Raw genomic sequence first — 23397 nt, 5'->3', positions numbered from 1 at the left:
GCTCTCCTCGGACTCCGCTGACCAGCACGGACCCATGAACAGTCAGACTTTGAAACCGCCCTGGCCAGGCAAGGCAGGAGCAAGGCCAGCGGTCTGAGACCGCCAGGCGCCTGGGGCTACTACTGGAGCTCTGGCCCTGCACCCGGAGGGCAAAGGGGAGCAAAATGCCGCTTAGCACCTATGTGGCTGTAGGGCTCGGCACAAGGAGGTCCGTGCCAGACCGTGGGGGGATACCGCGAATCCAGCCCACCGCCCGACAGGAGCCAGTCCTGCTCCGCTGCAGTTCAACCCACCAGCAAGCCCTATGCACCTGCACGTCCCCAGGTGAAGGCTCCGAAGTTGCAGCACATCTGGCGCTCTCTTCACGGGCCGACTGTGGCACTTGGCTGTGGACGACGGCGCAAGCAAGTAGCGTGACTGAGGCCGGTGGGTGTAGCGAGGCACACGCGTGCGCCCTCGGTCGGCGCCCCCGCCGTCGTGGCTGACTGTCGTCGGCTGAGGTTCGTGCCACAATCGTGCCAGATGCAGGGGTCAGCTGCGGTCAACACCGGTTCTCTGCGGTCGAGTAGCCGCCCGCCACCTCGGTCGGCGAAGCCGCAGGTCAGGCGCCAGATTACCCACCCGCTCTCCTAAAGCGGGTGTCGCAGGTTCGAATCCTGCCGGGGGCACCAGCCATCGGCCGGTTCGAAGGGCTTGAACCCTCGAACCGGCCCTGCTGCACGATCGCTACTCCGCCACGCCCGGACCACGAATTCCGTTGTGCTCCGACCGCACCGGTGCCCTGGCGTCAGCCTGCTTGGGGCACCTTCGGGCGGGTGACCGGTACGACGGTGAGGAGGTCGTCCAGCCCTTTGAAGTCGTCGGAGTTGGTGGTGAAGAGGGGAAGGTCCTCGGCCACGGCGATGGCAGCGATCATCAGGTCGGCCACCCGGCGGCGTGGCTTGCGGCCGGCGCTGATCACAGCGGCACAGATACGGCCGTGGATGCGGGCCGCTTCGGCGTCGAAGGGGATGGGGTCGAACTCGTTCTCGGCGCGTTGCAGAACGTCGAGCCTGCGGGCGCGTTCGGCGTGTTCGTCGTAACTGCTCTGCTCGTCGTTGCGACGGACTTCGTGCGGGCCGGCGGACAGTTCGGCCAGGGTGATGGCGGTGATCGCCATTTCGTCCGGTAGCTCCTCGGGGGCCACCCAGCGGCGCAGAATCATGATGTTGGTGTCGAGGAGGCCCTGCCGATACGTCGAGCGGTCAGCGGGCATAGGGATCGTCCTGGTAGGCGTCGGCCGTGGCGTCCTGGTCGGCGCGGAACGTGTCGAGGTCGATGTCGGGCGCGGTCCTGGACATCGCGGCGAACTCCTGGCGGGAGACGAACCGACGGCGTCGGCGCAGCGGGACGAGCTGGCCGATCGGGTGTCCGTCGCGGGTGACGGTGAACGACTGGCCGCCCTGTATGGCGTCCATGATCTCTCGGGACCGGCTGCGCAGATCCCGTTGGGTGATTTCGGGCTGAACGCTCATACCAACCACGGTAGCACTCGGTGCTACCCGGTAGCACTTCGTGCCGAGGTCTTGCACCGACAAGCCTTCGACCGTTGACGCGGTGAGCGGCCAGGGCAGGCCGGCAGTCGTCACGGGCGGCCCACCGGAACAGACCCAGCACACCTGAGTCCCGGAAACTCCGTGAACCCGTGAGAACCGCGGAGAGGTGATTTCCCTGGCCAGGCACCCTGCAGCCTGCCTTGCTCCAGCGCCGGCTCCCGGTACTTCTCCCGACGGGTCAGCACTATCCGGTACGGCTCCGATCCGGGTCCGCGGCCGTGTCGGCCTCGGCCAGAACTCTGAATTCAAGGGCAACGCCCGAGCCTCGCGCGTTCACGAGGTGGCTGTACGAAGCTTGACCAAGTGGCCCGGGGGTGCCGCGCGCAGAGCCCCGTCGGTCGGTGAGGGCGTTGCGGGAGGCGGCCCGTAGGGTTCCGGGCATGGTGAATGCGACGGTTCGCGAGTGGAACGACGAGGAGGGGTGGGGTGTGCTCGACTCCTCCGAGACGCCCGGTGGTTGCTTCGGCCACTACTCCGACATCCAGGTGGCCGGCTTCCGCACGTTGTCGCCCGGTCAGCGGGTCGACCTCACGTGGGAAGCCCCCGGCTTCCGGCAGGACGGCTACGAGTACCGCGCGGTGAGCATCGTGCCCCGCTCGGCCTGACGTTGAGGTCCTGCCACCGGCCTTCGGTTGCGGCCAGGTTGGTGACGGTGTCGGCCTATCGTCGGCCGCGCAGGCCGTGCAGGACCAGGGCGGTCGCGCTGAGCGCGGTGACGACGCCGCAGACGAGGTGCAGTGCGAGGTCCGCGCCGACGAGGGAGGCCGCGAGGTTGACGAGCGTGCTGGTGATCAGGACCGCCCACAGCAACGTGCGGTAGACGCGACCACCGGTGATCGGGGCGGGGACGTCAGCGGTGAGGGTGGAGAGGTGGTCGCGGTCGGTGGGGGCCATGGGGTTCCTCCTGTGGATGTGGCAGCAACGGGTGCGGCGGCAACGGTGGCAGTGCTGAAGTCACTGCGGCTGCTCTGCCCATGACGCTAGGAGCCGGCCCGCCGTCGATCGATCCCGTGGACTGCCCGGCTCGGAGTACAGCAGGCTGTACCCGCGTCCACGACCACGCCCGCATCCGCCCCGCATCCGCCCCGCATCCGCCTGGAGGGCGCGGCGCTCAGCCGTGGCGGGGGTGGCTCCCCCTGCGATACTTGCCGCGCCCGTGACCGTCCAGGCGGGACGGACGCGTCGGAACGGGCGCGGAGGCGTAAGGGGCGCGGGTGGGAGGCGAGGCGGTGTCGCCGCGAGAGGGCGCGGGCGAGAGGTTGCAGGACACCGCCGTCCGGGTGCTGCGGGCCTCCGGGTCCGCAGTCGCGCAGCTTGTCAGTGGTCTCGGTACGGCGGTCCTGGCGCTGCTCGTGCTGGTCGTGCTCGCTGTGACGGCGGTGTCCGTGCTGGCGGGTGTCGGGCTGCTGCTGGCGCCGCTGGTGCTGCGCGCGCTGCACGCCCTGGCCGGGCGGGAGCGGGAGCGGCTGGCGCGGTGGGGACCGGAGGTCCCGGCACCGGAACCACCGCCCGTCCGGGTCCGGTCGGCGCTCGTCGACCCGGCCACCCGGCGGGAGGCGCGGTGGCTGCTGCGGCACTCCACCGCCGGGCTCGGACTGGGCTTCCTCGGCGTCTGGCTGCCGGTCCTCGCCGCGCGGGACACCGCCTTCCCGCTGTACTGGAAGTTGCTCCCGCAGGACACGACCGCCACCTCCGTGGGGTTCGGCACGGCCCAGTCGTGGCCCGAGGCTGTCGCCGTGGCCCTGCTGGGTGTGGGGTGGATCGCGATCCTGCTGGGGCTGGGCCCGGCGATGGCCCGGCTCCAGGCGGCGCCCGGACGGCGGCTGTTGGCGGCCGGCCCGGAGACCGACCTGTCGCTGCGGGTCGCGGAACTGACCGCCACCCGCGCCGCCGCGCTGGACGCGCACGCCGTCGAGCTGCGCCGGATCGAGCGCGCCCTGCACGACGGGACGCAGAACCGGCTGGTGTCCGTCACCGTCCTGCTCGGTGCCGCCCGCCGCCAGGTGGCACGTGACCCGTCCCGCGCCGACGAGATGCTGGAGCGCGCCCAGTCCGCCGCCGAGCAGGCGCTGGCCGAGCTGCGCGAGGTGGCGCGCAGCATCCTGCCGCCGGTGCTGGACGACCGGGGGTTGGCCGGGGCGCTCACCGGTCTGGCCGCGAGCTGCGCGGTGCCCTGCCGCACCGAGGTCGACGTGCCGCAGCGGTGTGCCGCCTCCGTCGAGGCGACGGCCTACTTCGTCACTGCCGAGGCGCTGACGAACATCGCCAAGCACAGCGGCGCCCGGCGGGCCGCCGTGGTGGCGCACGCCCGTGGCGGGCGCCTGCGTCTGACCGTCACCGACGACGGCCGGGGCGGCGCGGACGCCGGCCGAACGGGCGGCGGGGACGTGGGCCTCGAAGTCGGCGGGGACGTGGGCGGTGCGGACCCGGGCGGTACGGGCGGCGGGACCGGGCTCAGCGGTATCCGCCGCCGGGTGGCGGCGCATGACGGGACGTTCCGCCTGACCAGCCCGGTCGGCGGCCCGACAACTCTTGAGGTGGAGCTTCCCTGTGGATCGTGAGCTGCGGATCGTGATCGCCGAGGACGACCCGCTGCTGCGCGAGGGGCTCGCGCTGCTGCTGCGCGCGGAGTCCCTGGACGTGGTGGCCACCGCCGGTACGCCCGAAGGCGCGCTGGCGGCCATCGACGAGCACGCGCCGGACATAGCGATCCTCGACGTGCGCATGCCGCCCTCCCACACCGACGAGGGCATCCGCGCGGCGGTGGAGGCCCGGCGGCGGCGTCCCGACCTGGCCGTGCTCGTGCTGTCCGCGTATGTGGAGCAGAGCTTCGCCACCGACCTGCTCACCGGTGGTGTCGGCGGTCTGGGCTACCTGCTCAAGGAGCGGGTGGGCCGGGTGGAGGAGTTCCTCGACGCGCTGCACCGGGTGGCTTCCGGCGGTACCGCCATCGATCCCGAGGTCGTTGCCCAGCTCTTCACCCGGACCCGCCAGGACACCCGTCTGGAACGGTTGAGTCCGCGCGAGCGGGACGTGCTCGGCCTGATGGCCGAGGGGCTGGGCAACAACGCCATCGCCGAACGCCTCGTCGTCACCGGCGGCGCCGTGCACAAGCACATCCGCAGCATCTTCGCCAAGCTCGACCTGTCCCCCACCGACCGGACGGACCGGCGGGTGGCGGCCGTCCTGCACTACCTGGAGAACGCGCGGCGCGGGAGCTAGCGCGCGGGGGTCGGCGCGGGCAGCAGGGCGGGCCGTTCGGGCGGTGGTACAGCCTGCTGTACCACTACTCGGGGCGCTCACGGCAATGATCCGCGGACGCGGGGTTGGTGTGCTGAACACGTCACACCAGACCCGTCCGAAGGGACACCCCAGTGAGTATCAAGGACCCATCCCCGCTCAGCGCCGAACCGGACCCCGCAGGCCGGGCAGGACGTGCCGGGGGCCTGCGCGGTAGCCTCCGCCGCCGCCCGCTGACCTGGTTCTTCGTGCTCACCTTCACGTTGAGCTGGGCGGCCTGGACGCCGTACATCCTGTCGGAGAACGGCCTCGGCGTCTGGCGCTACTCCTTCCCCGAGGTCGGCGGCACGACCCAGCTCCTGGGAGTCCTGCCGGGTGCCTACCTGGGTCCGATCACCTCGGCCCTCCTGCTGACCGGCATCACCGAGGGACGTCGCGGCCTGCGGATCTGGCTCGGCCGGATGACCAGGCTCCGGGTCAGCTGGCGCTGGTACGTCGTGGTCCTGCTGTCGGTGCCGGCCGCGCTGACCCTGACGTCGGTGGCACTGTCCGGCCGGGGACCCGCGCTGCCGTCCGCCGTGGTGCTTGCCGCGTACCTGCCCGCGCTGCTGGTGCAGATGATCACGACCGGGCTCGCCGAGGAGCCCGGCTGGCGCGAGTTCGCGATGCCGCGCGCACAGCGCCGGTACGGGCCGCTGGCCGCCACCGTCGGTGTCGGTCTGCTCTGGGGCGCGTGGCACCTGCCGCTGTTCCTGACCGAGTGGGGCGGCGGGCCGAACCCCGGCGCGGGGCGGGTGACGGCGTTCATGTGCACGACGGTCGCGTTCAGCTTCGCCATGACGTGGGTGTTCAACCGCTCCGGCGGGAGCATGCCGCTGGTGATGCTGCTGCACACCAGCGTCAACAACTTCTTCTCCGTCGCCTGGTCGGACATGTTCCCCACGTTGTCCGACGACTACACCGTCTACTCCCTCCTGGTCGCCTGCGTCGTCACGGCCGTCGTCCTGCTGATGGCCACCCGCGGTCGCCTCGGCTACGTCGGGGACGCGGCCGTCAACGGTGCGGCCGACGTGGACGCGGCCGACCGGGACACGGCGGCACTGCCGCCTGTCGCCGAGGAGCGGACGACCGGCTGACGGGCCGTCCGCTGCCCCTCCCCCCTCACCGCCTGGCGTTCCCCGCCGCACCTGCCTGCCGTACTCCGGTGGTGGACCGGGGCACGGCAGGCGGGCGGGGCTCTGACCTCAGACGGGTGCGGCGGCCTCCGCGCTGGGGTCGGCCAGGGCGGCGGCGAGACGCCGGGCCTGACTCAGGACGCGAGTGGTGCCGCGGCGGGCGGCGAGGTCGGCCAACCCGGGTATGTCGCCTCGGATGCCGGTGCGTTCGGCGCAGTCGGAGGCGGTGGCCAGGAAGGCGCCGAGCGCACGGGAGGCAGGAGTGCGGGTGAGCAGGGCGGGCAGCAGTGCCGCCAGGACGGACCAGACCGTGCGGTGCGCGCCGGTGTCGGCGGCGGTGGCGAGTGCGTCGCAGACCCGGTTGGGGAGGGCGAAGCCGCGGTCGATCAGTTCGACCATGTCCGAGGCGAGCAGTACCGGGTCGAGGTGGTGGCGGGCGGCGAGCAGGAGAAGGGCGTCCACGGCGTGGGTGCGGTCTTCGCGGTCCCGGGCGCTGAGGCCGTAGGCGAGTAGCAGGTGCAGGCCGGGTGAGCCTGCGCCTCCGGGCGCCTCGGCGAGCAGGGGCAGCATCTGGCAGGCGTCGGACATGCCCCAGCCGTCGAGGTCGGCCGCCGCCGGGATGAGTCCGGCCGCCAGGGTCTCGCGGTGGCCGGGGCAGGCGGCCAGCTGCCGGCTCGGCGGCATGTGGTGCCAGTAGCAGATCTCGTTGCCGGGCGTGAGGGGGTCGGCGAGGCGCCGGGTCTCTGGTTCCCGGCAGATGTCGAGCAGGGCGGGCAGTGCCTGGATGTCGTACCGGACGTAGCTGCCGGCCGGCTCTTCCGACCGGTACCAGCGCCGCTTCACCTTGGCGACGCGGCGCTCCAGCGGCGCGGGGGCGAGCGGGCCGGATGACAGCAGAGCCGCCAGGCGGTCGCTGTGCTCGGTGCCCGAGCGCATTGCGCGCTCTGTCAGCTCCGCGGGGTCGTCGGGGTGCTGGACGCGGAGCAGTGCCTGCTCGAAGTCGAGCGGTGCCGGTGTCACGCCGAGCCGGTCGTATGCGGCGAGCCGGTCGAGCAGTTCGGCGGCGCCGAGCCGGCCGAGGTGGTCGCTGGGCGTGGCGAGCAGCAGCGGCAGCGGCTGGTCGCCTGTGAGGCGTTCGGCTGCCTCGCGCACCCGTGCGTCGAGCAGGGCGGTGAACCGCTGGTGCTGGCAGGTGCGGCCGTGCCGGGCGGGACGTTTGCCGGAGCCGCGGATCTGCTGCGGGTCGAGGTGACCGAGCACGGCGCTGACGGCCAGCGCCAGGCCGTCGGTGGAGTCGTGGAACTGCTGCGGGTCGGCGAGCCACGTGTGGTGCTGCGCGAGGGGCTGGAGTGCCGCGACGAGCGCCGGGCGGTCGCGGTGGGCGTGCCGGACGAGGGTGTCGAGTGCACGCTCGAACTCGGCCGCCTCCGGTTCGTGGGCCAGAGCGGCGGTGATCTCGGCCGCTGCCTCGGTGGCGGTGTCCGGGGCGGGCGGCAGAGCGTGCGGGACCGGTACGGGAGGCAGGGACTCCGTGTACGGCTCGGTGGCGGGCGGGGTGATGTGCGAACCGAGCAGTTGCGCGGCCTCGGTGAGGAGCGAGGGCGCCAGCAGGTCTGCTGCTGCGCCGAGTTCCGCTCGGGTGGCGTCGTCGGCGTGGGCGAGGTGACGTCGTACGACGCGTAGGGCGCGCGTCTGGACGGCGTGGTCGGGGTGCCCGAACGCCTGGCCGACGGCCGCCAGTAGCAGAGGTGCGCTGTCCGGCTCCCGGCGGACGGCCTTGTCGACGAGGCTGAGCTGCGCGTTCACCAGCTTCTTCTCGGTGCGGAACAGCACGCCTGTGGAGGCTTCCGCTAGCACGGCGGAGGGAAGTTGCTCCTGCTCCCACAGGTCGCGCAGGGCGGTCTGGGCGTGGGCGGCGACGGCTGAGGGCGCGTCGGCCGCCAGGCGGACCCAGTCACCCGTGCGTTCCGCCCGCTCCTGCGGAGTCGGGCTCAGTGCCGTCAGCAGGGCGGTGGCGAAGCGCAGCTCGGCGGGGCGTCCGCCGCGGAGGAGGGCGGCGAGACATCGGTCGATCAGGCCCCGGCGCGGCAGCAGGCCTTCGTCGCTGAGACGGCTGAGGGCGCCGGGCCAGGTCTGATCGGACGCGGAACTCTCCTCGGGGGTCCAGAGGTCGGGGCTGTTCACCCCGGCCAGGTCGAGGATGAGGGGTACGAAGACGGGCGTGAGCGGGTCCTCGCGCAGGGTCCGGACCAGGCTGACGGGCGTGCTGTTGCCGCTCGCGTAGCGCTGCGATTGGAGTTGGTTGATCCAGGCGTTGACGCAGGCCTCGTTGGCCGGCATCGGTACGTCGGCGAGGTCGCGGAGCCGCAGCAGCAGTGTGAACTCGTCCGGCATGAGGTCGGTGCGGGCCTCGGACAGCCGGCGCAGCAGGTCGGCGAGCCAGGCGGGGTCACGGTCCGCGAGGACGTCCGCCAGTGCCTCCGGTTCGGTGTCCGCCCAGCGCAGGTCGCTGTGCATCAGCCAGCGCGCGCAGGCGGCGGCACCGGTGTGGCAGCCCGTTCCGGCGAGTTTGAGGGCGGCCAGGTTCGGCCCGTCCCATCGTGACCAGTCGCTGCGCAGTCGCCGCCGCTCGGCGGTGAGCGCGTCGACGCAGGCACGGCGTTCCTGCTCGCTCATGCCCGCGAGCAGCACGGCGACCGCGCCGCTGTCGCCCCGGCGTACGGCGTCGAGCAGGGGCGCGGCGGTCCGCTCGGGTGTGGGGGTCCGCTCAGGGGTGGAGGCGGTCGGGGTGGGGGCCGACGCGGGAGTGGGGGCCGACGCGGGAGTGGGGGCCGCGGTCGGTGCGGCGCTCCTGTCGGGGGCGGTGGTGGTCATCGGGCGACGCTCCGGTCGGTGTGCAGGTCGGCGCGGTGGGCGAGGCCGACGGCGAGCACGTGCTTGCACGGGCCGCGTCCGCCGCGGTGCTCGGCCCACCAGGGGCAGGTGCAGTGGGTACGACGGCCGTCCGCCTCCCGGCGGACGTGGTGCACGCGGTCCTCGGACCGCACGGTGGCCAGGTCGCCGTCGAGGGTGACCGCGCCGGCTTCGAGCAGGGCTCGGGCGGAGCGCAGGCGGGGGTTGTGGCGCTCGACCCGGTCGGCGTCGTAGGGCAGTTCGCGGTGGAAGTAGGCCGCTTCGGCCGTGTCGTAGCCGACCCGTCCCGCGGTGCCGAGGCGGGTGAGTGCGGCCCTGACCCGGTCACGGGGCAGGCCGGAGCGGTCGGCGAGGTCGGCGGGGTCGATCCGCGGGTCCCAGGCGAGCAGCGCGGCCGTCAGCTCGGCGTCGGTGGCCGCCTCCTCGGCCTCCACCGCGGTGCCGGTGGCGAGGTGTTCCAGGACGGCTCCCTCACCGGAGAAGCCGCGGGCCGCCTGCGGGGAGAGCATCAGGGTGAGGCGCATGCCGGGCAGCGACACCTCCCAGGCGCTGGCGACCGGGCCGCCGTCGGCGCCACTGCCGAAGGCCGCACCGCCGGCCGCGACGGGCGGACCGTAGACGCGCAACCCGGTGACGTGGCGCAGCACCCGGTGCAGCACGCCGAGCCGGGCCGGTCCGGGCAGGCAGACCGCGCCCGGCACCGGGCGGGTGGTGGGGCGGAGCGTACCCGCGGCGGGCACGACCCAGCCGACACCACCGCTCGCGGTCGCGCCGCGTGGCAGCGACCGCAGGTAGCGCTGGGCCTGTACGGCGCCGAGCTCGGCGCGCAGGTCGAATCCGGAGGCGATGACCTGCGTCTCGGCGAAGCCGCGCAGCCACCGGTCCGGCAGCGGCACCTTCTTCTCCACGACCGGCCCGGTGAGCGTGGTGACGGCCATCTCCTCCGGTCCGACGCGCAGGTGCAGCGGGTCGCCGCTGCCGACGCGGGAAAGCGACTCCCTGAGCGGGCTGTTGACGTCGACGTTGGTGGTGCCGTGACGTATGTCGTCGCCGTCCAGACCGCGCGGCAGCACGTCGAGCCGGGCGTAGACGCCGCAGCAGCCGGAGAACGACTCGAACCGCAGGCGGTCGCCGTTGGCGGTGACGACCGGGTCCAGCGAGGCGGCGGCGAGCCGCCGGTGGTAACGCGCCGCCGCGATGTCGGCCACGGCGAGCAGCGCCTGGGAGGCGGCCTGCGGCTCGGTGAGGAAGCCGTGGAAGAAGCGGGGGTTGGCCTCGGCGCCCGCCGGGGTGAGGCCGCCGGACGTCTCCAGGCCGAGCAACGGCCCTGCCGGGGCCTGCTGTACGGCGGAGGGGCGCAGATAGCTGTAGACCTGCGTGGTTCGCGTCATGGGCAGGACCGTAGAGCGCGGGACTGACAACCGGCCCCGCCGTCCACAGGCAGCGGTTCTGTCCACAGGCAGCGGTGTTGTCCACAGGTAGGACAGGGAGGAGGGGCGCCCCGCGGGGGAACCGGCCACGGGGAGGGCCGGGATGCGCGGCGGGGCACCGGGCGGCGACCGGCATGCGGATCCGTCCCATCCGTACCGCTGGTTCACTGTCGGTGCCTAGAATCACTCGCACTTCCCTGCCGCGCGCCGGCTCGGCTGACCACGGGGCTTGAGGGGGTACGGATGCGTGCAGAGCGGAGGACCGCGACGGTGTTGGCCGCCTGTCTGGCCGGTGTGCTGCTGGCTGGCTGCGGCCAGGAGCCGCCGCGTGCGGACAGCGATCCGGACGTCGAGGCGACCGGTGCGGCGACGGCGGGTTCGGCGACGTCCGGAGCCGCGTCCGACCACTACGGGGACGGCGCCTGGACAAGGCCGGAGGAGGACGGGGCCGGGGACGCGGAGCGGTCACCGAGCGGTTACACGTTCACGCCCGACCCCAAGCGAGTGCCCAAGTCGGCGGACGCGGCACGCAGGTTGGCGGAGCGGGCGCAGCTGGAGCCGGCCGACTGGGCGGCCGGCATGGTCCGCCACGAGCAGTACGAGAGCGGCGGCACCTGGCCGGTGCTGGGCGGGGACTGCGTCTGGTCCCGCGGCGAGCTGCCCGGCCATGTGCTGCACACGCTGACCCGGCGCATCGACCTGCCTGCGAAGGACGGCCGCGGCCTGCTGCGCGGTTCGGTGACGATCAGTGTGCACCGCAGCGAGCGGGACGCCGAGCGGGAGATCAAGGACACCGTGCAGGAGAGCGTCCGCTGCCCCGACCAGGACCTCGGCGGCGGGCGGCAGTTGACGGGCCTTTCCTCGCTGCGGTTCGACGAGCGGGACGTGCGCAACGCGGAGTCGTCGCTGTTCGAGTCGGGCAAGTACAGCGACAGTTCCTCGTCCGGCCCGCAGGAGTACGTGTGGACGAAGTCCCGCATCGGCCCGGTGACGACGGCGATCTCGCTGAAGGGTGCGGAGGGGCACAAGAGCGGTGACCTGGTCCGGCTGGCGAGCGACGGCCTTACCCGTGTGCTGTACCGGGTCGAACTGGGCCTGAAGTGACGCCGCTGCGCGTGGTGTTCACGCCCCGCGCGGTGTTCACGCCCTCGCCCGTGCAGAGGAGGAGGGTCAGCGGCCGGTTGTGCCGTCGATGAGTTCGCGGAGGACGTCCGCGTGGCCCGCGTGCCGGCCGGTCTCCTCGACCATGTGGGCGAGCGCCCAGCGGATGCTGGGAGCGGGGCGGCGCGGTCGGGGGACGGGCGCGTCGAGATCGGTGCACGCGTCGAGTACGCCGTTCGCGCGCGTGACCGCGTCCCGGTACCGGGCCACGACGTCGGCCACGCTGTCTCCCGGAGCGGCGTGGAAGGTCGCCGGCCAGTCGCTGACCTCGTCTCCGAGGAACATCGCACGCTCGACGTTCGTCAGGTGGTTGAGCAGGCCGAGCAGGTTCGTGCCCGACGGCACCGCGGCGGTCCGCACCTGCGGCTCGGGAGCACCCTCGACCTTCGCGGCGACCGAGGTCCGCAGGTAGTCGAGGAAACCGCGCAGGGCCTCGGTCTCACTGCCTCCGGTCCGGGGTGGCGGGGTGTCGCGGCGGCGGGTTCGGCGGGTGGTTCCGGGCATCGTGGTCTCCCTTCGGCTGCCGACCGGCACGCGGGGACGCCGGCCGGACCCGTGGACGCCGTCCGGAGCGGCAGCACCGCCTCGGTGGTGCTGCCGCTCCGGGACTCCCCGGGTCGGTGTGCGCCCAGTCTCGCCGGACGCTCCCCGACCCGGCACGGAAACTTGCGGGAACGGCAAGTTCGAGGCGGGGTGAGCGCGACGGGCAGCGTCCCGCAGGGGCGGGAGTCCTCAAGGGCGGCAGTCCTCACCGCGACGGCGGTTCGGCGCTGGCCTCCGGTTCACGCTCCGGCTCCGGCTCCGGCTCCGGCGCGGGCTCGGGCTCGGGCGCGGACTCGACCTCCGGCTCGGGCTCCGGCTGGTGGGGGCGGGCGCTGAGGGCGAGTGCGTTGTCGACGGTGAGGTACGGGCGCAGGCGAATCGTTTCGCCCGTTGCCGTGTCCGGCAGGAGCCGCGCCGGGTAGGTGTCGGTCTGCTTGCGCTGGTGGCCGTCACCGCCGATCCGGCCCAGCCGGACCGGCGTGCCGCCGTCCGAGCCGTCCGGGTGCAGCCAGAGGTCCCACAGCGGGTTCTCCGGGTTGCGGAGGGCGACCAGGTCGGCATAGCCGACGGTGAAGGCGAACCGGCCGCCGGGCAGCCGGTCCACCGGGCGCCGCAGGTCGTGCGCGCCGCCCGCCCGGGAGACCGCGACGACCACGGCGTCCGGGCCCGGCGCGGCCGGTCCGTACAGCCGGGCGGTGACGGTGGCCCCGGCCCGGTCGATCTGCACGTCCTCCACCTCCGCGTGCTCCGGGCGGTGCCATACGCGCACGCTGAGGTTCCCGTCCTTCGTGGTGTACGGGACCCAGGACGACACGCCCTCGTCGTCCACGTCCGGCGGCCGGTTCACCAGCGCGGCCGTCTCGACGAGTTCGGCGGCCACCCGACGGGTCCGGCCGCCGCCGCGCGGCACGGCGTACACGTCCCAGCGTCCTTCGGCGAGCCGGTGGCCTCCGCGTTCCACCAGCACACCGATCCGGCCGTCCACCGGGTCGGCGAGCGCCGGCACCGGGAGGCGGACCTCCCGCTGCAGCGGGTCCTTTCGCAGGCGCAGGAGGAGTTCCAGCGGCGTGTCCGGCAGCGTCGCGGGGTCGAGACGGAGGCGCAGCCCGCCGTCCGCGGTGGCGCGGGCACGTGCCCGGGGGCCGCGCGGCACGGTGGGCTGCGCCGGCTGGGCGGTCGGCGCGGACGCCGGGCGTCCCACCCGGAAGGCGTCCCGCAGGCGGCGGCTCAGCGACCGGGTGCGCGCCCGGCCGCGGTGCAGGTCCACGACGAGCTCCTCGTACCGGGCGGCGATCGACGCCGACTCGTAGCGGGCCGCCTTGAGTTGCGCCCGCTCGCCCATGGCCCGCCGCCGGTCGGCGTCGTCCATCAGGGTGCGCAGCGCCTCCGCGTAGGCGTCGGCACCGCCGCCGAGCGGGACGAGCAGCCCGTCCGTGCCGTGGTCGATGATCTCGCCGGGGCCGTAGGGGCAGTCGGTCGCCACGACCGGCACGCCGCAGTGCATGGCCTCGACGATGGTCATGCCGAACGACTCGGCGTCGGAACTGACCGCCGCGATGGCGCCCTTGGCCCACTCGGTCTCGATCGGGGCCACCGCGCCCATCAGCCGCACCTGCTCGTACAGGCCCAACTCGTCTATCTGTGCCCGGATTTCGTCCCGCCTGGGCCCGCGCCCGTAGAGTCGCAGACTCCAGTCGGGGTAGGCCGGGGCCAGCTTGGCGAAGGCGTCGACGAGCCGGTCGTAGCGCTTGACGGACGCCAGTCGTCCGGCGGCCACGATGGTCCGGCTCTCCCCCGTGGCGGGGGCGACGGCGGGCGTGGGCACCGCGTTCGGGATGCAGAGGATGCGCGTCGTGACGTCCGGCAGGGCGTCGCGGTAGGCGTCGGCGTCGGCCTCCGACACGGTGACGAAGGCGTCGAGGCGGGCCAGTGCGGCGTTCTGGTCGGCCCGCAGCTGGTCGTCGTGCATGGCGAGGGTCAGGTGCTCCTGCCCCACGCGCAGGTAGCGGCTCTCGCCGAACCGGGCCAGGTAGCCGTTGATCACCGGCCGCGTCCCGATGACCACGTCCGCGTCGGTGTCCCGCAGGTAGGCGGCGACGCGCTCGTCGGTCAGCCGGGACGGCGGCAGGGGGCCGAAGCAGACGCCGCGGTCGGCGAACATGGCGGTCGGTTCGGAGACCGCGGGCAGGCCGCCCTCGAAGGTCGGCGCCGAGCGCCTCCAGTCGACGAGCGACATCACCCGCACCCGGGGGTCGAGGGTGAGCCGGGGTGCGTCCTGCGTCCGGTACAGGGACACGAGGTCCACGGTGTGGCCTGCCGCGGCGAACGCGCTGCTGAGGTTCGCGGTGGCCCGGATCGTGCCCCCGATTCCGTACACGTTGTACACCAAGAACGCGATCTTCATCCGCTTCCCCCTGGTCCTCCGACGGCCTGGGCCGTGGTCGAGTCACTGCCGGCCCGTCCGGTCGGTCATCCCGACGGGCCCCACAAGGTCCAGACCGCATTCCTCGGTCGAAGGTGCATCCAACGCGCCGGAAAGTGACATGACTCACCTTTGTGGCTTTCGCTCCCGCTTGCGCAGCCGCCCGGCGACACTCCGTGTTCGCCGCACCACCCGGCTGTGCGTTCCGGCCATCCTGCGGTGGTACCGGTGGGCATGGCGTGACTGCTGTGCGCGGTGCGGCGGAGATAGGGGGCTACCAGGCGGGGAGCACGCCCCGGCGGGGCGGCCGCCGGCTTTCGCGGCGGAGGCGTCCGGGACCGCGGCCCCCAGCAGGCCGGGAAGCGGACGGCGAGGCCCCGGTGGCCGGAACTGGTCGTCGGAACGTACCAGCGGCTCCTAGCATGGGCGGATGGCCGCGCCCAGCAGTGACCCGCAGGACCTCCACGAGTCGACGGACCTCTTCGGCCCCGGCGAGCTCCAGGAACCGGACGACGACTTCGCCGACCCGTTCCCCTACGAGCCGGACGAGCCCTTCGGCGACGCAGGCCTGCCCGCGCAGGGCGCGGGGGAGGCCGCGGACGCCCCGCACGCCGAGGCCGGCGCGTTCCGCGAGCCGCTGCCGAAGGACGCGCTCGGCGTACTGAAGCGGGTCTTCGGCTACGACGCCTTCCGGGGTGAGCAGCAGGAGATCATCGACCTGGTGGTGTCGGGTGGCGACGCGCTGGTCCTGATGCCGACCGGCGGCGGCAAGTCGCTCTGCTACCAGATCCCGGCCCTGGTGCGGGACGGTGTCGGGGTCGTGGTCTCGCCGCTGATCGCGCTCATGCAGGACCAGGTGGACGCGCTGCGCGCGCTCGGTGTGCGGGCCGGGTTCCTCAACTCCACGCAGGACCTCGACGAGCGCCGCATGGTGGAGGCGGAGTTCCTCGCCGGCGAACTGGACCTGCTCTACCTGGCGCCGGAACGGCTCAAGGTGGACGCCACTCTGCGGCTGCTCGACAAGGCGGCCTCGACGGGCGGGGTGTCGCTGTTCGCCATCGACGAGGCGCACTGCGTCGCGCAGTGGGGGCACGACTTCCGGCCCGACTACCTGGCGCTGTCGCAGCTGCACGAGCGCTGGCCGAAGGTGCCGCGCATCGCGCTGACCGCCACCGCCACCGACGCGACGCGCACGGAGATCGCCTCCCGGCTGGCGCTGGACGACGCCAGGCACTTCGTGGCGAGCTTCGACCGGCCGAACATCCAGTACCGGATCGTGCCGAAGGCGGAGCCGAAGAAGCAGCTGCTGTCCCTGCTGCGGGCCGAGCACGCCGGGGACGCGGGCATCGTCTACTGCCTGTCGCGCGCGTCGGTGGACAAGACCGCGCAGTTCCTCACCGCCAACGGCGTCGACGCCCTGCCCTACCACGCCGGTCTCGACGGCCGGACCCGTGCCGCCCACCAGTCCCGCTTCCTCCGGGAGGACGGGCTGGTGATGGTCGCCACGATCGCGTTCGGCATGGGCATCGACAAGCCGGACGTGCGCTTCGTCGCCCACCTGGACCTGCCGAAGTCCGTCGAGGGCTACTACCAGGAGACGGGCCGTGCGGGCCGCGACGGCCTGCCGTCCACGGCCTGGCTGGCGTACGGGCTGCAGGACGTGGTGCAGCAGCGCAAGATGATCGACGGGTCGGAGGGCGACGACGCGCACCGCCGCAAGCTCGCCGGGCACCTGGACGCGATGCTGGCGCTGTGCGAGACGGTGGAGTGCCGCCGGGTGCGACTGCTGGCCTACTTCGGGCAGCAGGGCGAGCCGTGCGGGAACTGCGACACCTGCCTGACGCCGCCCGAGTCGTACGACGGCACGGTCGCCGCGCAGAAGCTGCTGTCCACCGTGGTCCGGCTGAAGCGGGAGCGCAACCAGAAGTTCGGCGCGGGGCAGGTCATCGACATCCTGCTCGGCCGCAAGACGGCGAAGGTCATCCAGTTCGACCACGACGCCTTGAGCGTCTTCGGTGTCGGAGCCGACCTCACGGAGGCCGAATGGCGCAGCGTCGTACGGCAGTTGCTCGCCCAGGAGCTGCTGGCGGTGGAGGGCGACTACGGCACGCTGGTGATGGCCGAGGCGGGCGGCGAGGTGTTGGGCGGCGGGCGTGAGGTGCGGCTGCGCCGCGACCCGGCGGCCCGTACAACCCGCCCGGCGAAGGCATCCGGGGGCGGCAGGTCGCGCAGGGCGCCGGCGGTCGAGCTGCCCGAGGAGCTGGTCCCGGTCTTCGAGTCGCTGCGTACCTGGCGGGCCGCGACGGCGAAGGAGCAGGGCGTGCCCGCCTACGTCATCTTCCACGACGCGACGCTCCGCGAGATCGCCACTGCGGCGCCGACCTCGCTCGCCGAACTGGGCGGCGTGAACGGCGTCGGCGAGAACAAGCTCGCCAAGTACGGTGAGCAGATCCTGGAGTTGCTCACCGCGACACCCTGACCGCGCGCGCCTCTTCCCGGACAAGGCCGGTCCGGCCCGGGGGCCACCGGCGGCCCGCGCCGACGCCGACCGCCCCGGACCGGCCTGCGACCTCAACGGGCCAACCCACCGCCCTACTTGATGAGCTTGCCGTCGGGGGCGACCACGAACCACTCGTCATCGAGGCCCTGCCCGTTGACGTCGCCCGGGACCGCGTCCCCGACGTAGTAGTAGAGCGGCCACTCGCCGTAGGTGGCCTGGCTGACACCCTGGCTCTGGTCGGTCTGGCGCAGCAGGCCGGACTGGACTCCGTCACCCGCGTTGACCTTCGCCGGGGTGATGAGGGCCGGCCAGACGGCGATGCAGTCGGCGTCGCAGTTGCTCTTCCCGCCCTTGTCCTTGGTGAACCCGTACAGCGTGCGTCCGGACCCGTCGACGAGGAAGCGGCCCTCATCGGCCTGGACCACCTTGATGGTGGTGTCCGGCGCGGCCTTGGGCGGAGCCGCCGGGGCCCGGGTGGGCTCCTCCGCGGCGGGAGGCGACGCGATGTCCTCCTGCGCTGCGTCCTGGCCCGACTCTCCCTGGCCCGCCGGCGGTGCGGGCGCCGCCGGGTCCGCGGCGGCGGGCGGCTGCTGGTTCGCGCCGACGGCGGCCCCGTCGTCCGGACCGCCTCCGCCGCATGCGGTCAGTGCCAGCACGAGCGGTGCTGCGGCGAACAGGGCGATACGTGCGCGCATGATGGGCTTCCTCGTCCTCCGTCACGGTCATGTCGGAAGGGGGATACGGACAACGCGGGCCGTCGTACTCAGTCTTGAGGCAAACGAAGCAAAGTCCGGCCGGGTCTGAGTGTTTCGCGGCCCGGGTGCGTGGGTGAGGTTGACCGGTCGCTCTCCGCGCCGGTCGTCGACAGCTTCCGAAAGGACGGCACCATGCGACGGCGCTTTCTGGCCCTCTCGGCCGCGGCACTCGCCCTGGGCCTGCTGGGAACCTCCCCGGCCTCCGCCCACACCTCACACGGCAGCAGCACGGTCCCCACCACGACCACCACCACCAAGCCGGCGAAGGGCAAGTCGGTCTCCCTGGCCGCGGTGCTCACCGGCGCGCAGGAGGTGTCCGAGGACGGCAAGCGTGGTGCGGGCGACCCCGACGGCAAGGCCATCGCGCTGGTGAACGTCAAGGGCGACCGGGTCACGTTCGCGCTGAAGTGGAAGGGCATCGAGGCCCCCGCGGCCGGACACATCCACATCGGCGGGCTCGGCAAGAACGGGGACGTCGCGGTGCCGCTGTTCGGCACGCCGATGCCCAAGACGGTACGGGCGGCGGCCGGGCACGTCAGCGTGGAGGACGCCAAGATCGCCAAGGCCATCATCGCCAAACCGCACGGCTTCTACGTCAACCTGCACAACAAGAAGTTCCCCGACGGCGCGGTGCGCGGCCAGCTCAAGCCGATCAAGAAGGCGATCAACCCGCTGGAAATCATCAAGGCCGGCAAGCTTCGCGCCCTGGCCAGCGGGTTCCAGGAGATCAGCAGCGAGGGCGTGCCGCTGGCCGGTGACCTGGACGGCTTCGGCATCGGCTTCGTCGACCCCCGGCACAACAAGGCGCACTACTCGCTGGCCTGGGTGAACATCGGCGCACCGCAGGCCGCGCACGTGCACGAGGGCGGGTTCGGCAAGAACGGCGACGTGCGGTTCCCGCTGTTCACCACCCCGATCCCGGAGAACATCTTCGCGGTGTCCGGTGTCGTAAACAAGCTGAACCCGGCGGGTCTGAAGCACATCGCGGCGAACGCGAACGGCTTCTACCTCAACGTGCACAACAAGGAGTTCCCCGACGGCGCCGTCCGCGGGCAGCTCTCCCACTGAGGCAGGGCACCTCGTGATCCGCGCACCGCACCGGGCCAGGGGCCGGCGGCAGAACGGGCCGGTGGCCGGAACGATCCGGTCACCGGCGGCGGGGTCAGCGCAGGAGCGCGAAGGTGCTGCCCGCGATCAGCGCGCCGAGCAGGGCGCCGGTGACCACCTGGGCGGGCGTGTGGTCGCGCAGCGCGATCCGCGACCAGCCGACCAGGACGACCAGCGGCAGCAGCACCAGCGGGTGGGGCCCGTGGAAGACCAGGGTCAGGATCGCCACGCTGCCGGCCGAGACGGCCGCGTGCACGGACACCTTCCAGGCCACGGTGATCGCCATGAGCACCACGAGAGTGGCGACCATCGCGGCGATCAGGGCGACCATCGCCTGAGGTGCGCCGAGCAGCACCATGAGGAGCGTGCCGGTGAGTACCGAGCTGATGATGAACACCATCGCCACGAGGCGCTGCTGCCGTACGCCCAGGTGCCGGTCGGCCCAGGTGCCCCGGCGGATGCCGAAGGTGATGAACAGGACGGGGAACACGGCCGCGAACACCGCGCCGAACAGCCCCCAGCCGACGCCGGTGAGACCGGCGACCTGCCAGCCGACCACCACGGTCAGCGCGATGATCCAGTTCTTCGGCTCGAAGGCGTCGGTGACGAACCGGGCGAAGCCGCGTTCCGGACGTGCGGGCGGTGCCGCCGTCCCGTCGGTCCCGGCGTCGGGCACCGGGTCAGTGGTGCCGGCGGCGGTGGTGGTGCCGGCGGCGGCCGTCCGGCTGTCGGGCGCTCCTGCGCGGTGTGGGCTCACGAGGAGGCGGTCTCCTGACGGGAGGATCGGTCACCGGACACCGGAGCATCGGGTGCCGGGGCTTCGGACGCCGGGGCTTCGGGCGCCGGGGCTTCGGGCGCCGGGGCTTCGGACGCCGGGGCTTCGGACGTGCCCCGGCCGGGCGTCGGGGTCTCGGGACTGCGGGTGCTCGGCAGATGTGCGGCGGTGAAGTCCCTGACCTGCGGGGTGTGCCGGGCCGCTTCCACCCGGCGCAGCCAGCGGGCCTCGGCCTCCAGGTCGTGCGGTGCGTCACCGGGGCGGCGCACGCCGGAGGAGGACCCGTCGCCGTCCTCGTCGGGCCCGCCGGGGTCGCGGCGCTGCACGGTGGTGGCGGGCGGATGACCGGCGAGCTTGGCGGCACGGGCCAGCTCAACCCACCCCGCCTCGGCGACGGCCCGGCGGTCCGTGCCGGTGGGTCCGGCGGCGGTGGCCGCCTCCTCCGCCGCGTCCCGATGCGCGGTGGTGACGTGCGGTTGCAGGGCGAGCAGCGCGTCGCGGATCTCGACCACCGTGCGGTGCAGCCGCAGCCGCAGTTCCCGGCGCCGCAACCGCTCGTCCAGGACCACTTCGGGGACAGCCGCGGTGAGGTCGTGCCACAGCGGGCGGAGCCGGCGCAGATGCGCCCAGTACCGTGCCGACTGCCACGCGACGCCCACCGCCGGAACCGAACTGCCGATCACTATCAGGGCGATGGCGACGTGCTTGAGCACGTCGGTGGTGTCGCTCACCGTCGCGTCGCGCGCCGGGTCGTCGGCGCGGGTGGTCAGGCGCAGCACCAGGTAGGTGGCACGGACCACCGCGTACGCCACGCCCGCGGCGGTGCCCGCGCCGAGGATGCGCAGCCCGGTGCGCAGCCAGCCGGCGCCGGCGTGGCGGCTGGAGCCCCAGAACAGCCAAGCGGCTGCGGCCATCGCGGAGCCCAGGAAGCCGAAGAACACCAGCAGGTAGCCGGTGGCGGTGACGGAGCCGGCGCTGGTCTCGTAGAAGTCCGCGACCTCCGTCTCCCGCGGCATCACCGCGAACAGGGCGACGAGCACGGCCATCACGGTGCCGGTGACGGCCAGGCGCAGGCGTTGGCCGGAGCGGTTGTCGGGGCGGGTCATGCCGAAGACGAACTCCAGCAGGGACGCGGCGGCGAGCACGCCCAGCAGGTGCTTGAGCAGCGTCGACAGGTTGTTGACGCCGGTGTGGCCGTCGAGGGTCGTCATGACGTCGGGCAGCCGCAGCGTCATGGCGACGGTCAGCGCGGCGAAGGTGAACCACAGCGGGCGCTGCTTCGCCGGGCCGCCGGGCCGCAGCGCGGCCGGGGCCCGCCAGAGGACCATGGTCCACAGCAGGATCAGAACAGCGGTCTGCACAGGCGCCTCATCCGCGTATGGGGTGGCCGAAGACGTCGTTGAGCCGGTTGAGCACACCCGCCGCCTGGTCCGACGTCGCCGGAGCGCCGCCGCGCAGGGCACGCTCGCTGAGGATGCTGGCCAGCAGCTCGGCGTCGCGTTCCTCGCCGTCGGTGTAGCTGGTGCGTCCGAGTACGTGCATCAGCTGGTCCAGGTCTAGCTCGTCCTCGTCGTCACGGTGGACGGCTGCGGCGTCGTCGAGCAGGCGCACCGCGTAGGCGGGGCGTTCCGCGTCCGGAGCGCCGTGGCCGAGCAGCAGGTGCGCCAGTTCGTGCAGCACGATCTGGAGCTTGTGCACACCGCTGGTCGCGGGCTCGTAGAAGATGACGTCGGTGCTGGCGGTGGCGACCCACACCCCGCAGGGCAGGCTGCCGTCGGGGGCGCCTTCGAGCGGGACGAGCCGCAGCGGCCGTCCGCGGTCCGCCGCGACGCGCTCGCAGAGCGCGTCGAGGTCGAACGGTCGCGGAATGTCGAGCGCGTCAGCGGCAGCCTCGCAGCGGGCACGGCGGCTCTTTCTGGGCATACGGTCTCCTTCGGAGCCGTAGTTTAGGCCGCTCGGCTCCCGCTCGACCAAATGCTCTCGGACATTTCCGGGTCGCCCCGGCGTCCGCCCGGTGAACTGCCGTGTTATCCCCGCTGCGAGGTCCGGCGAAATCGCGACAAGAACGGAGATGGGCTCCAGCGGGCCTTATTCGCGCTTTTCAGGGGTGTCGGGCAGGCCCTCCAGCCTGCGGGCCTGGTCGATCACCCCGCGGATGGCGTGCAGGCTCCCGGCGGACAGCCCGTTCATCCGCACCGCCACGTCGCGCACATCCCCGTCATCGAGGATTTCGACCAACTCCCTTTGTGCTCTGGTGAGTTCGACCCGCTCTTTGATCTTGGCGAGTTTCGCGTCCACCCGCTCGGCAACCGAGGCGTCGAAGAAGTACGTCACCGGCACCCCGAAGAAGCCCGCGATCACCGTGAGCGTGCTCACCTTGGGATCGACGATCTCCGCTTTGCGGATCTTCTGAATCGTGGCGTGCGAGACGGTCGGCCCGTCGGGACCGGCCTTCTCCTTGATCCCGTCGGCTATCTCCATGTAGCTCAGCGGGCCGCGACCCGCCGGATGGATCGTCCCGATCAGGTGGTCCAGTCGCTGAGCGATGGTGCGCTCGCTTTCCGGTGTCCCCCTGTCCACCCCATCACCCCCTGTGATCAACGCTGCGGCTGGTCAACCGCAGCCGTCCTCTACTGAAGTTTACGCACGCGTAGCTTCCGCTGTCCGCCGTAAAACGTGCTTGACAAAGGGGGCCACCCTCGCCGTACTCTCTCAACAGCACGTAAAACAAAATAGACGAGCAGGGCGTACGGCCACGGGGGTTCGTACGGCCTGCCGGTCACGGGGGCGCGACGGCCCGGTACGGTCATCATCGACCGTACCGGGCTGTCCGTGTGCGGGGGGTGTGAGAACGCTCTCTTTCGGCTCCGGCGACACCCCCGGAAACTTCACGAGACGGCCGTCGGCGCCGGACGTTACGTCCCCTCGTCGGGGCCGGGGCGCGCATGACTCCCCGACATCCACGGGAGCACACCCCGACGTCCGGACTCAGACGCCACCTGCCGATAACCCTGTGTAGTGGTGGTGGTGTCGGTAGTGAGCGTGCCAGGAGACTCCCGACGATGCACGGGCCCGCCGAAAGGCCGGCGCAACCCGACCACGGACATGGCCGGATCCGGCCCCTCGCACACCTTTATCCGCGGTGGTCGGCGACAACGGGTCGCGGCAGCGGTCGGCTGAGCACCGGCGAGAGGTGGTGCTCAGGCCGAGCCGCAGCGGCAAAACCCTCCGAATCCGCCCCCGGTCCGCCTACGATGACAGGCACGTCTACAGGGGGGCACCGTGGAGACTCTGGTACTCGCGGCAGGTACGGCGCTGGTGAGCAGCATGGCCACGGACACCTGGGAGCAGGCCCGTTCGATGGCCGTGGGTCTGTGGCGGCGGGTACACCCGGAACGCACACGCGCCATCGAGGACGAACTCGAAGAGGTGCGGGCCGAACTGCTCGCCGCACGGGCGGCCGGACAGTCCGACGTGGAGGAGGGCCTGGCCGAGGACTGGCAGCGGCGGCTACGGCGACTGCTGCGGGACGATCCGAACCTGAGAGACGAACTGCAGCGGGTCCTCGACGAGGAGTGGCGTCCGATGCTCCCGGCCGACGCCCAGGACCGGCTCACCACGATCACCATGAACGCCACAGCGTCAGGTCGGGCACGTGTCTACCAGGCAGGCGGCAACCAGACCATCCACGAGGGGTGAGCTCGGCTACCGGATGTCGGCAGACCCGCCGCACCGGGGGACGGCTTCGCGCAACCCCGTGGGGCACCCAGTGAAAGCCCGG

At 72.6% G+C, this 23397-nt stretch carries 20 protein-coding genes and 1 tRNA gene; 9 read left to right on the top strand and 12 right to left on the bottom strand.

All coding sequences use genetic code 11. The features are described 5' to 3' along the window. The first annotated feature begins 593 nt into the window (after positions 1-593). Positions 594-671: transfer RNA gene (locus QNO07_RS04100), tRNA-Arg, on the top strand. 116 nt (positions 672-787) lie between these two features. Here QNO07_RS04100 and QNO07_RS04095 read toward each other — a convergent pair. Beyond that, positions 788-1255 (bottom strand): type II toxin-antitoxin system VapC family toxin, encoded by a 468-nt coding sequence (locus QNO07_RS04095; RefSeq protein ID WP_283990036.1) that lies wholly within the window; start codon positions 1253-1255, stop codon positions 788-790. After that, on the bottom strand, positions 1245-1514 hold the full coding sequence (locus QNO07_RS04090) for a type II toxin-antitoxin system Phd/YefM family antitoxin (RefSeq protein ID WP_283990035.1): 270 nt from the start codon (positions 1512-1514) through the stop codon (positions 1245-1247). Before QNO07_RS04090 ends, QNO07_RS04095 begins: the two co-directional genes overlap by 11 nt. Before the next feature lie 461 nt (positions 1515-1975). On the opposite strand from QNO07_RS04090, the gene QNO07_RS04085 reads away from it, so the two are divergent. After that, positions 1976-2200: a cold-shock protein gene (locus QNO07_RS04085; protein ID WP_283990034.1), complete on the top strand. Its 225-nt coding sequence runs from the start codon at positions 1976-1978 to the stop codon at positions 2198-2200. 55 nt (positions 2201-2255) lie between these two features. Here QNO07_RS04085 and QNO07_RS04080 read toward each other — a convergent pair whose 3' ends face one another. Beyond that, positions 2256-2489 carry a hypothetical protein gene (locus tag QNO07_RS04080; protein WP_283990032.1) on the bottom strand — a complete coding sequence of 78 codons (234 nt, stop codon included), beginning with the start codon at positions 2487-2489 and terminating at the stop codon, positions 2256-2258. A gap of 335 nt (positions 2490-2824) precedes the next feature. Between QNO07_RS04080 and QNO07_RS04075 the strand changes: the two genes are divergently transcribed. From QNO07_RS04075 to QNO07_RS04065, 3 genes are all read left to right on the top strand, one after another. Then, positions 2825-4156, top strand: a complete 1332-nt coding sequence (locus tag QNO07_RS04075) for a sensor histidine kinase (RefSeq protein WP_283990031.1) — start codon at positions 2825-2827, stop codon at positions 4154-4156. Position 4157: 1 nt separating this feature from the next. After that, the gene (locus QNO07_RS04070) at positions 4158-4817 is read left to right on the top strand and encodes a response regulator transcription factor (RefSeq protein ID WP_283990075.1); all 660 of its coding nucleotides are present in this window, start codon (positions 4158-4160) and stop codon (positions 4815-4817) included. Positions 4818-4969: 152 nt separating this feature from the next. Next, positions 4970-5971 (top strand): CPBP family intramembrane glutamic endopeptidase, encoded by a 1002-nt coding sequence (locus QNO07_RS04065; protein WP_283990030.1) that lies wholly within the window; start codon positions 4970-4972, stop codon positions 5969-5971. A gap of 108 nt (positions 5972-6079) precedes the next feature. On the opposite strand, the gene QNO07_RS04060 is transcribed toward QNO07_RS04065, so the two are convergent. Both QNO07_RS04060 and QNO07_RS04055 read right to left on the bottom strand, forming a co-directional pair. Continuing rightward, on the bottom strand, positions 6080-8884 hold the full coding sequence (locus QNO07_RS04060) for a DUF6493 family protein (RefSeq protein WP_283990029.1): 2805 nt from the start codon (positions 8882-8884) through the stop codon (positions 6080-6082). Beyond that, positions 8881-10314: an SWIM zinc finger family protein gene (locus tag QNO07_RS04055; protein WP_283990028.1), complete on the bottom strand. Its 1434-nt coding sequence runs from the start codon at positions 10312-10314 to the stop codon at positions 8881-8883. Before QNO07_RS04055 ends, QNO07_RS04060 begins: the two co-directional genes overlap by 4 nt. A 282-nt stretch (positions 10315-10596) precedes the next feature. Between QNO07_RS04055 and QNO07_RS04050 the strand changes: the two genes are divergently transcribed. Next, positions 10597-11457 (top strand): hypothetical protein, encoded by an 861-nt coding sequence (locus QNO07_RS04050; RefSeq protein ID WP_283990027.1) that lies wholly within the window; start codon positions 10597-10599, stop codon positions 11455-11457. Positions 11458-11523: 66 nt separating this feature from the next. On the opposite strand, the gene QNO07_RS04045 is transcribed toward QNO07_RS04050, so the two are convergent. Both QNO07_RS04045 and QNO07_RS04040 read right to left on the bottom strand, forming a co-directional pair. Next, positions 11524-12018: a DinB family protein gene (locus tag QNO07_RS04045; RefSeq protein ID WP_283990025.1), complete on the bottom strand. Its 495-nt coding sequence runs from the start codon at positions 12016-12018 to the stop codon at positions 11524-11526. A gap of 244 nt (positions 12019-12262) precedes the next feature. Beyond that, a complete protein-coding gene (locus QNO07_RS04040) occupies positions 12263-14461 on the bottom strand; it encodes a glycosyltransferase (protein WP_283990024.1) in 2199 nt (732 codons plus the stop codon). Positions 14462-14909: 448 nt separating this feature from the next. Here QNO07_RS04040 and recQ point away from each other — a divergent pair, with 448 nt between their 5' ends. After that, positions 14910-16958, top strand: coding sequence for a DNA helicase RecQ (gene recQ / locus QNO07_RS04035; RefSeq protein ID WP_283990023.1), 2049 nt, complete (start codon positions 14910-14912; stop codon positions 16956-16958). Positions 16959-17071: 113 nt separating this feature from the next. Here the strand turns inward: recQ and QNO07_RS04030 are convergent, their stop codons facing one another. Further along, positions 17072-17674: a COG4315 family predicted lipoprotein gene (locus tag QNO07_RS04030; RefSeq protein ID WP_283990022.1), complete on the bottom strand. Its 603-nt coding sequence runs from the start codon at positions 17672-17674 to the stop codon at positions 17072-17074. A 192-nt stretch (positions 17675-17866) separates the two neighbouring features. Between QNO07_RS04030 and QNO07_RS04025 the strand changes: the two genes are divergently transcribed. Beyond that, the gene (locus QNO07_RS04025) at positions 17867-18802 is read left to right on the top strand and encodes a CHRD domain-containing protein (RefSeq protein ID WP_283990021.1); all 936 of its coding nucleotides are present in this window, start codon (positions 17867-17869) and stop codon (positions 18800-18802) included. 94 nt (positions 18803-18896) lie between these two features. Here QNO07_RS04025 and QNO07_RS04020 read toward each other — a convergent pair whose 3' ends face one another. The 4 genes from QNO07_RS04020 to QNO07_RS04005 all read right to left on the bottom strand — a co-directional run bounded on the left by QNO07_RS04020 (position 18897) and on the right by QNO07_RS04005 (position 22196). Beyond that, positions 18897-19598, bottom strand: coding sequence for a phosphatase PAP2 family protein (locus tag QNO07_RS04020; RefSeq protein ID WP_283990020.1), 702 nt, complete (start codon positions 19596-19598; stop codon positions 18897-18899). Continuing rightward, on the bottom strand, positions 19595-20977 hold the full coding sequence (locus tag QNO07_RS04015) for an MAB_1171c family putative transporter (protein ID WP_283990019.1): 1383 nt from the start codon (positions 20975-20977) through the stop codon (positions 19595-19597). Before QNO07_RS04015 ends, QNO07_RS04020 begins: the two co-directional genes overlap by 4 nt. Before the next feature lie 7 nt (positions 20978-20984). Further along, positions 20985-21539, bottom strand: a complete 555-nt coding sequence (locus QNO07_RS04010) for a hypothetical protein (RefSeq protein ID WP_283990018.1) — start codon at positions 21537-21539, stop codon at positions 20985-20987. Positions 21540-21704: 165 nt separating this feature from the next. After that, entirely contained in the window at positions 21705-22196 is a 492-nt protein-coding gene (locus tag QNO07_RS04005; protein WP_283990017.1) for an XRE family transcriptional regulator, read from the bottom strand. Positions 22197-22898: 702 nt separating this feature from the next. Between QNO07_RS04005 and QNO07_RS04000 the strand changes: the two genes are divergently transcribed. Continuing rightward, positions 22899-23315, top strand: coding sequence for a hypothetical protein (locus tag QNO07_RS04000; RefSeq protein WP_283990016.1), 417 nt, complete (start codon positions 22899-22901; stop codon positions 23313-23315). The last annotated feature ends 82 nt before the right edge of the window (positions 23316-23397 follow it).

Source organism: Streptomyces sp. 549, from assembly GCF_030124175.1.
GTDB lineage: Bacteria > Actinomycetota > Actinomycetes > Streptomycetales > Streptomycetaceae > Streptomyces.
The sequence above is the reverse complement of the archived record's forward strand: the minus strand, read 5'-3'. Positions and strand labels throughout refer to the sequence as shown.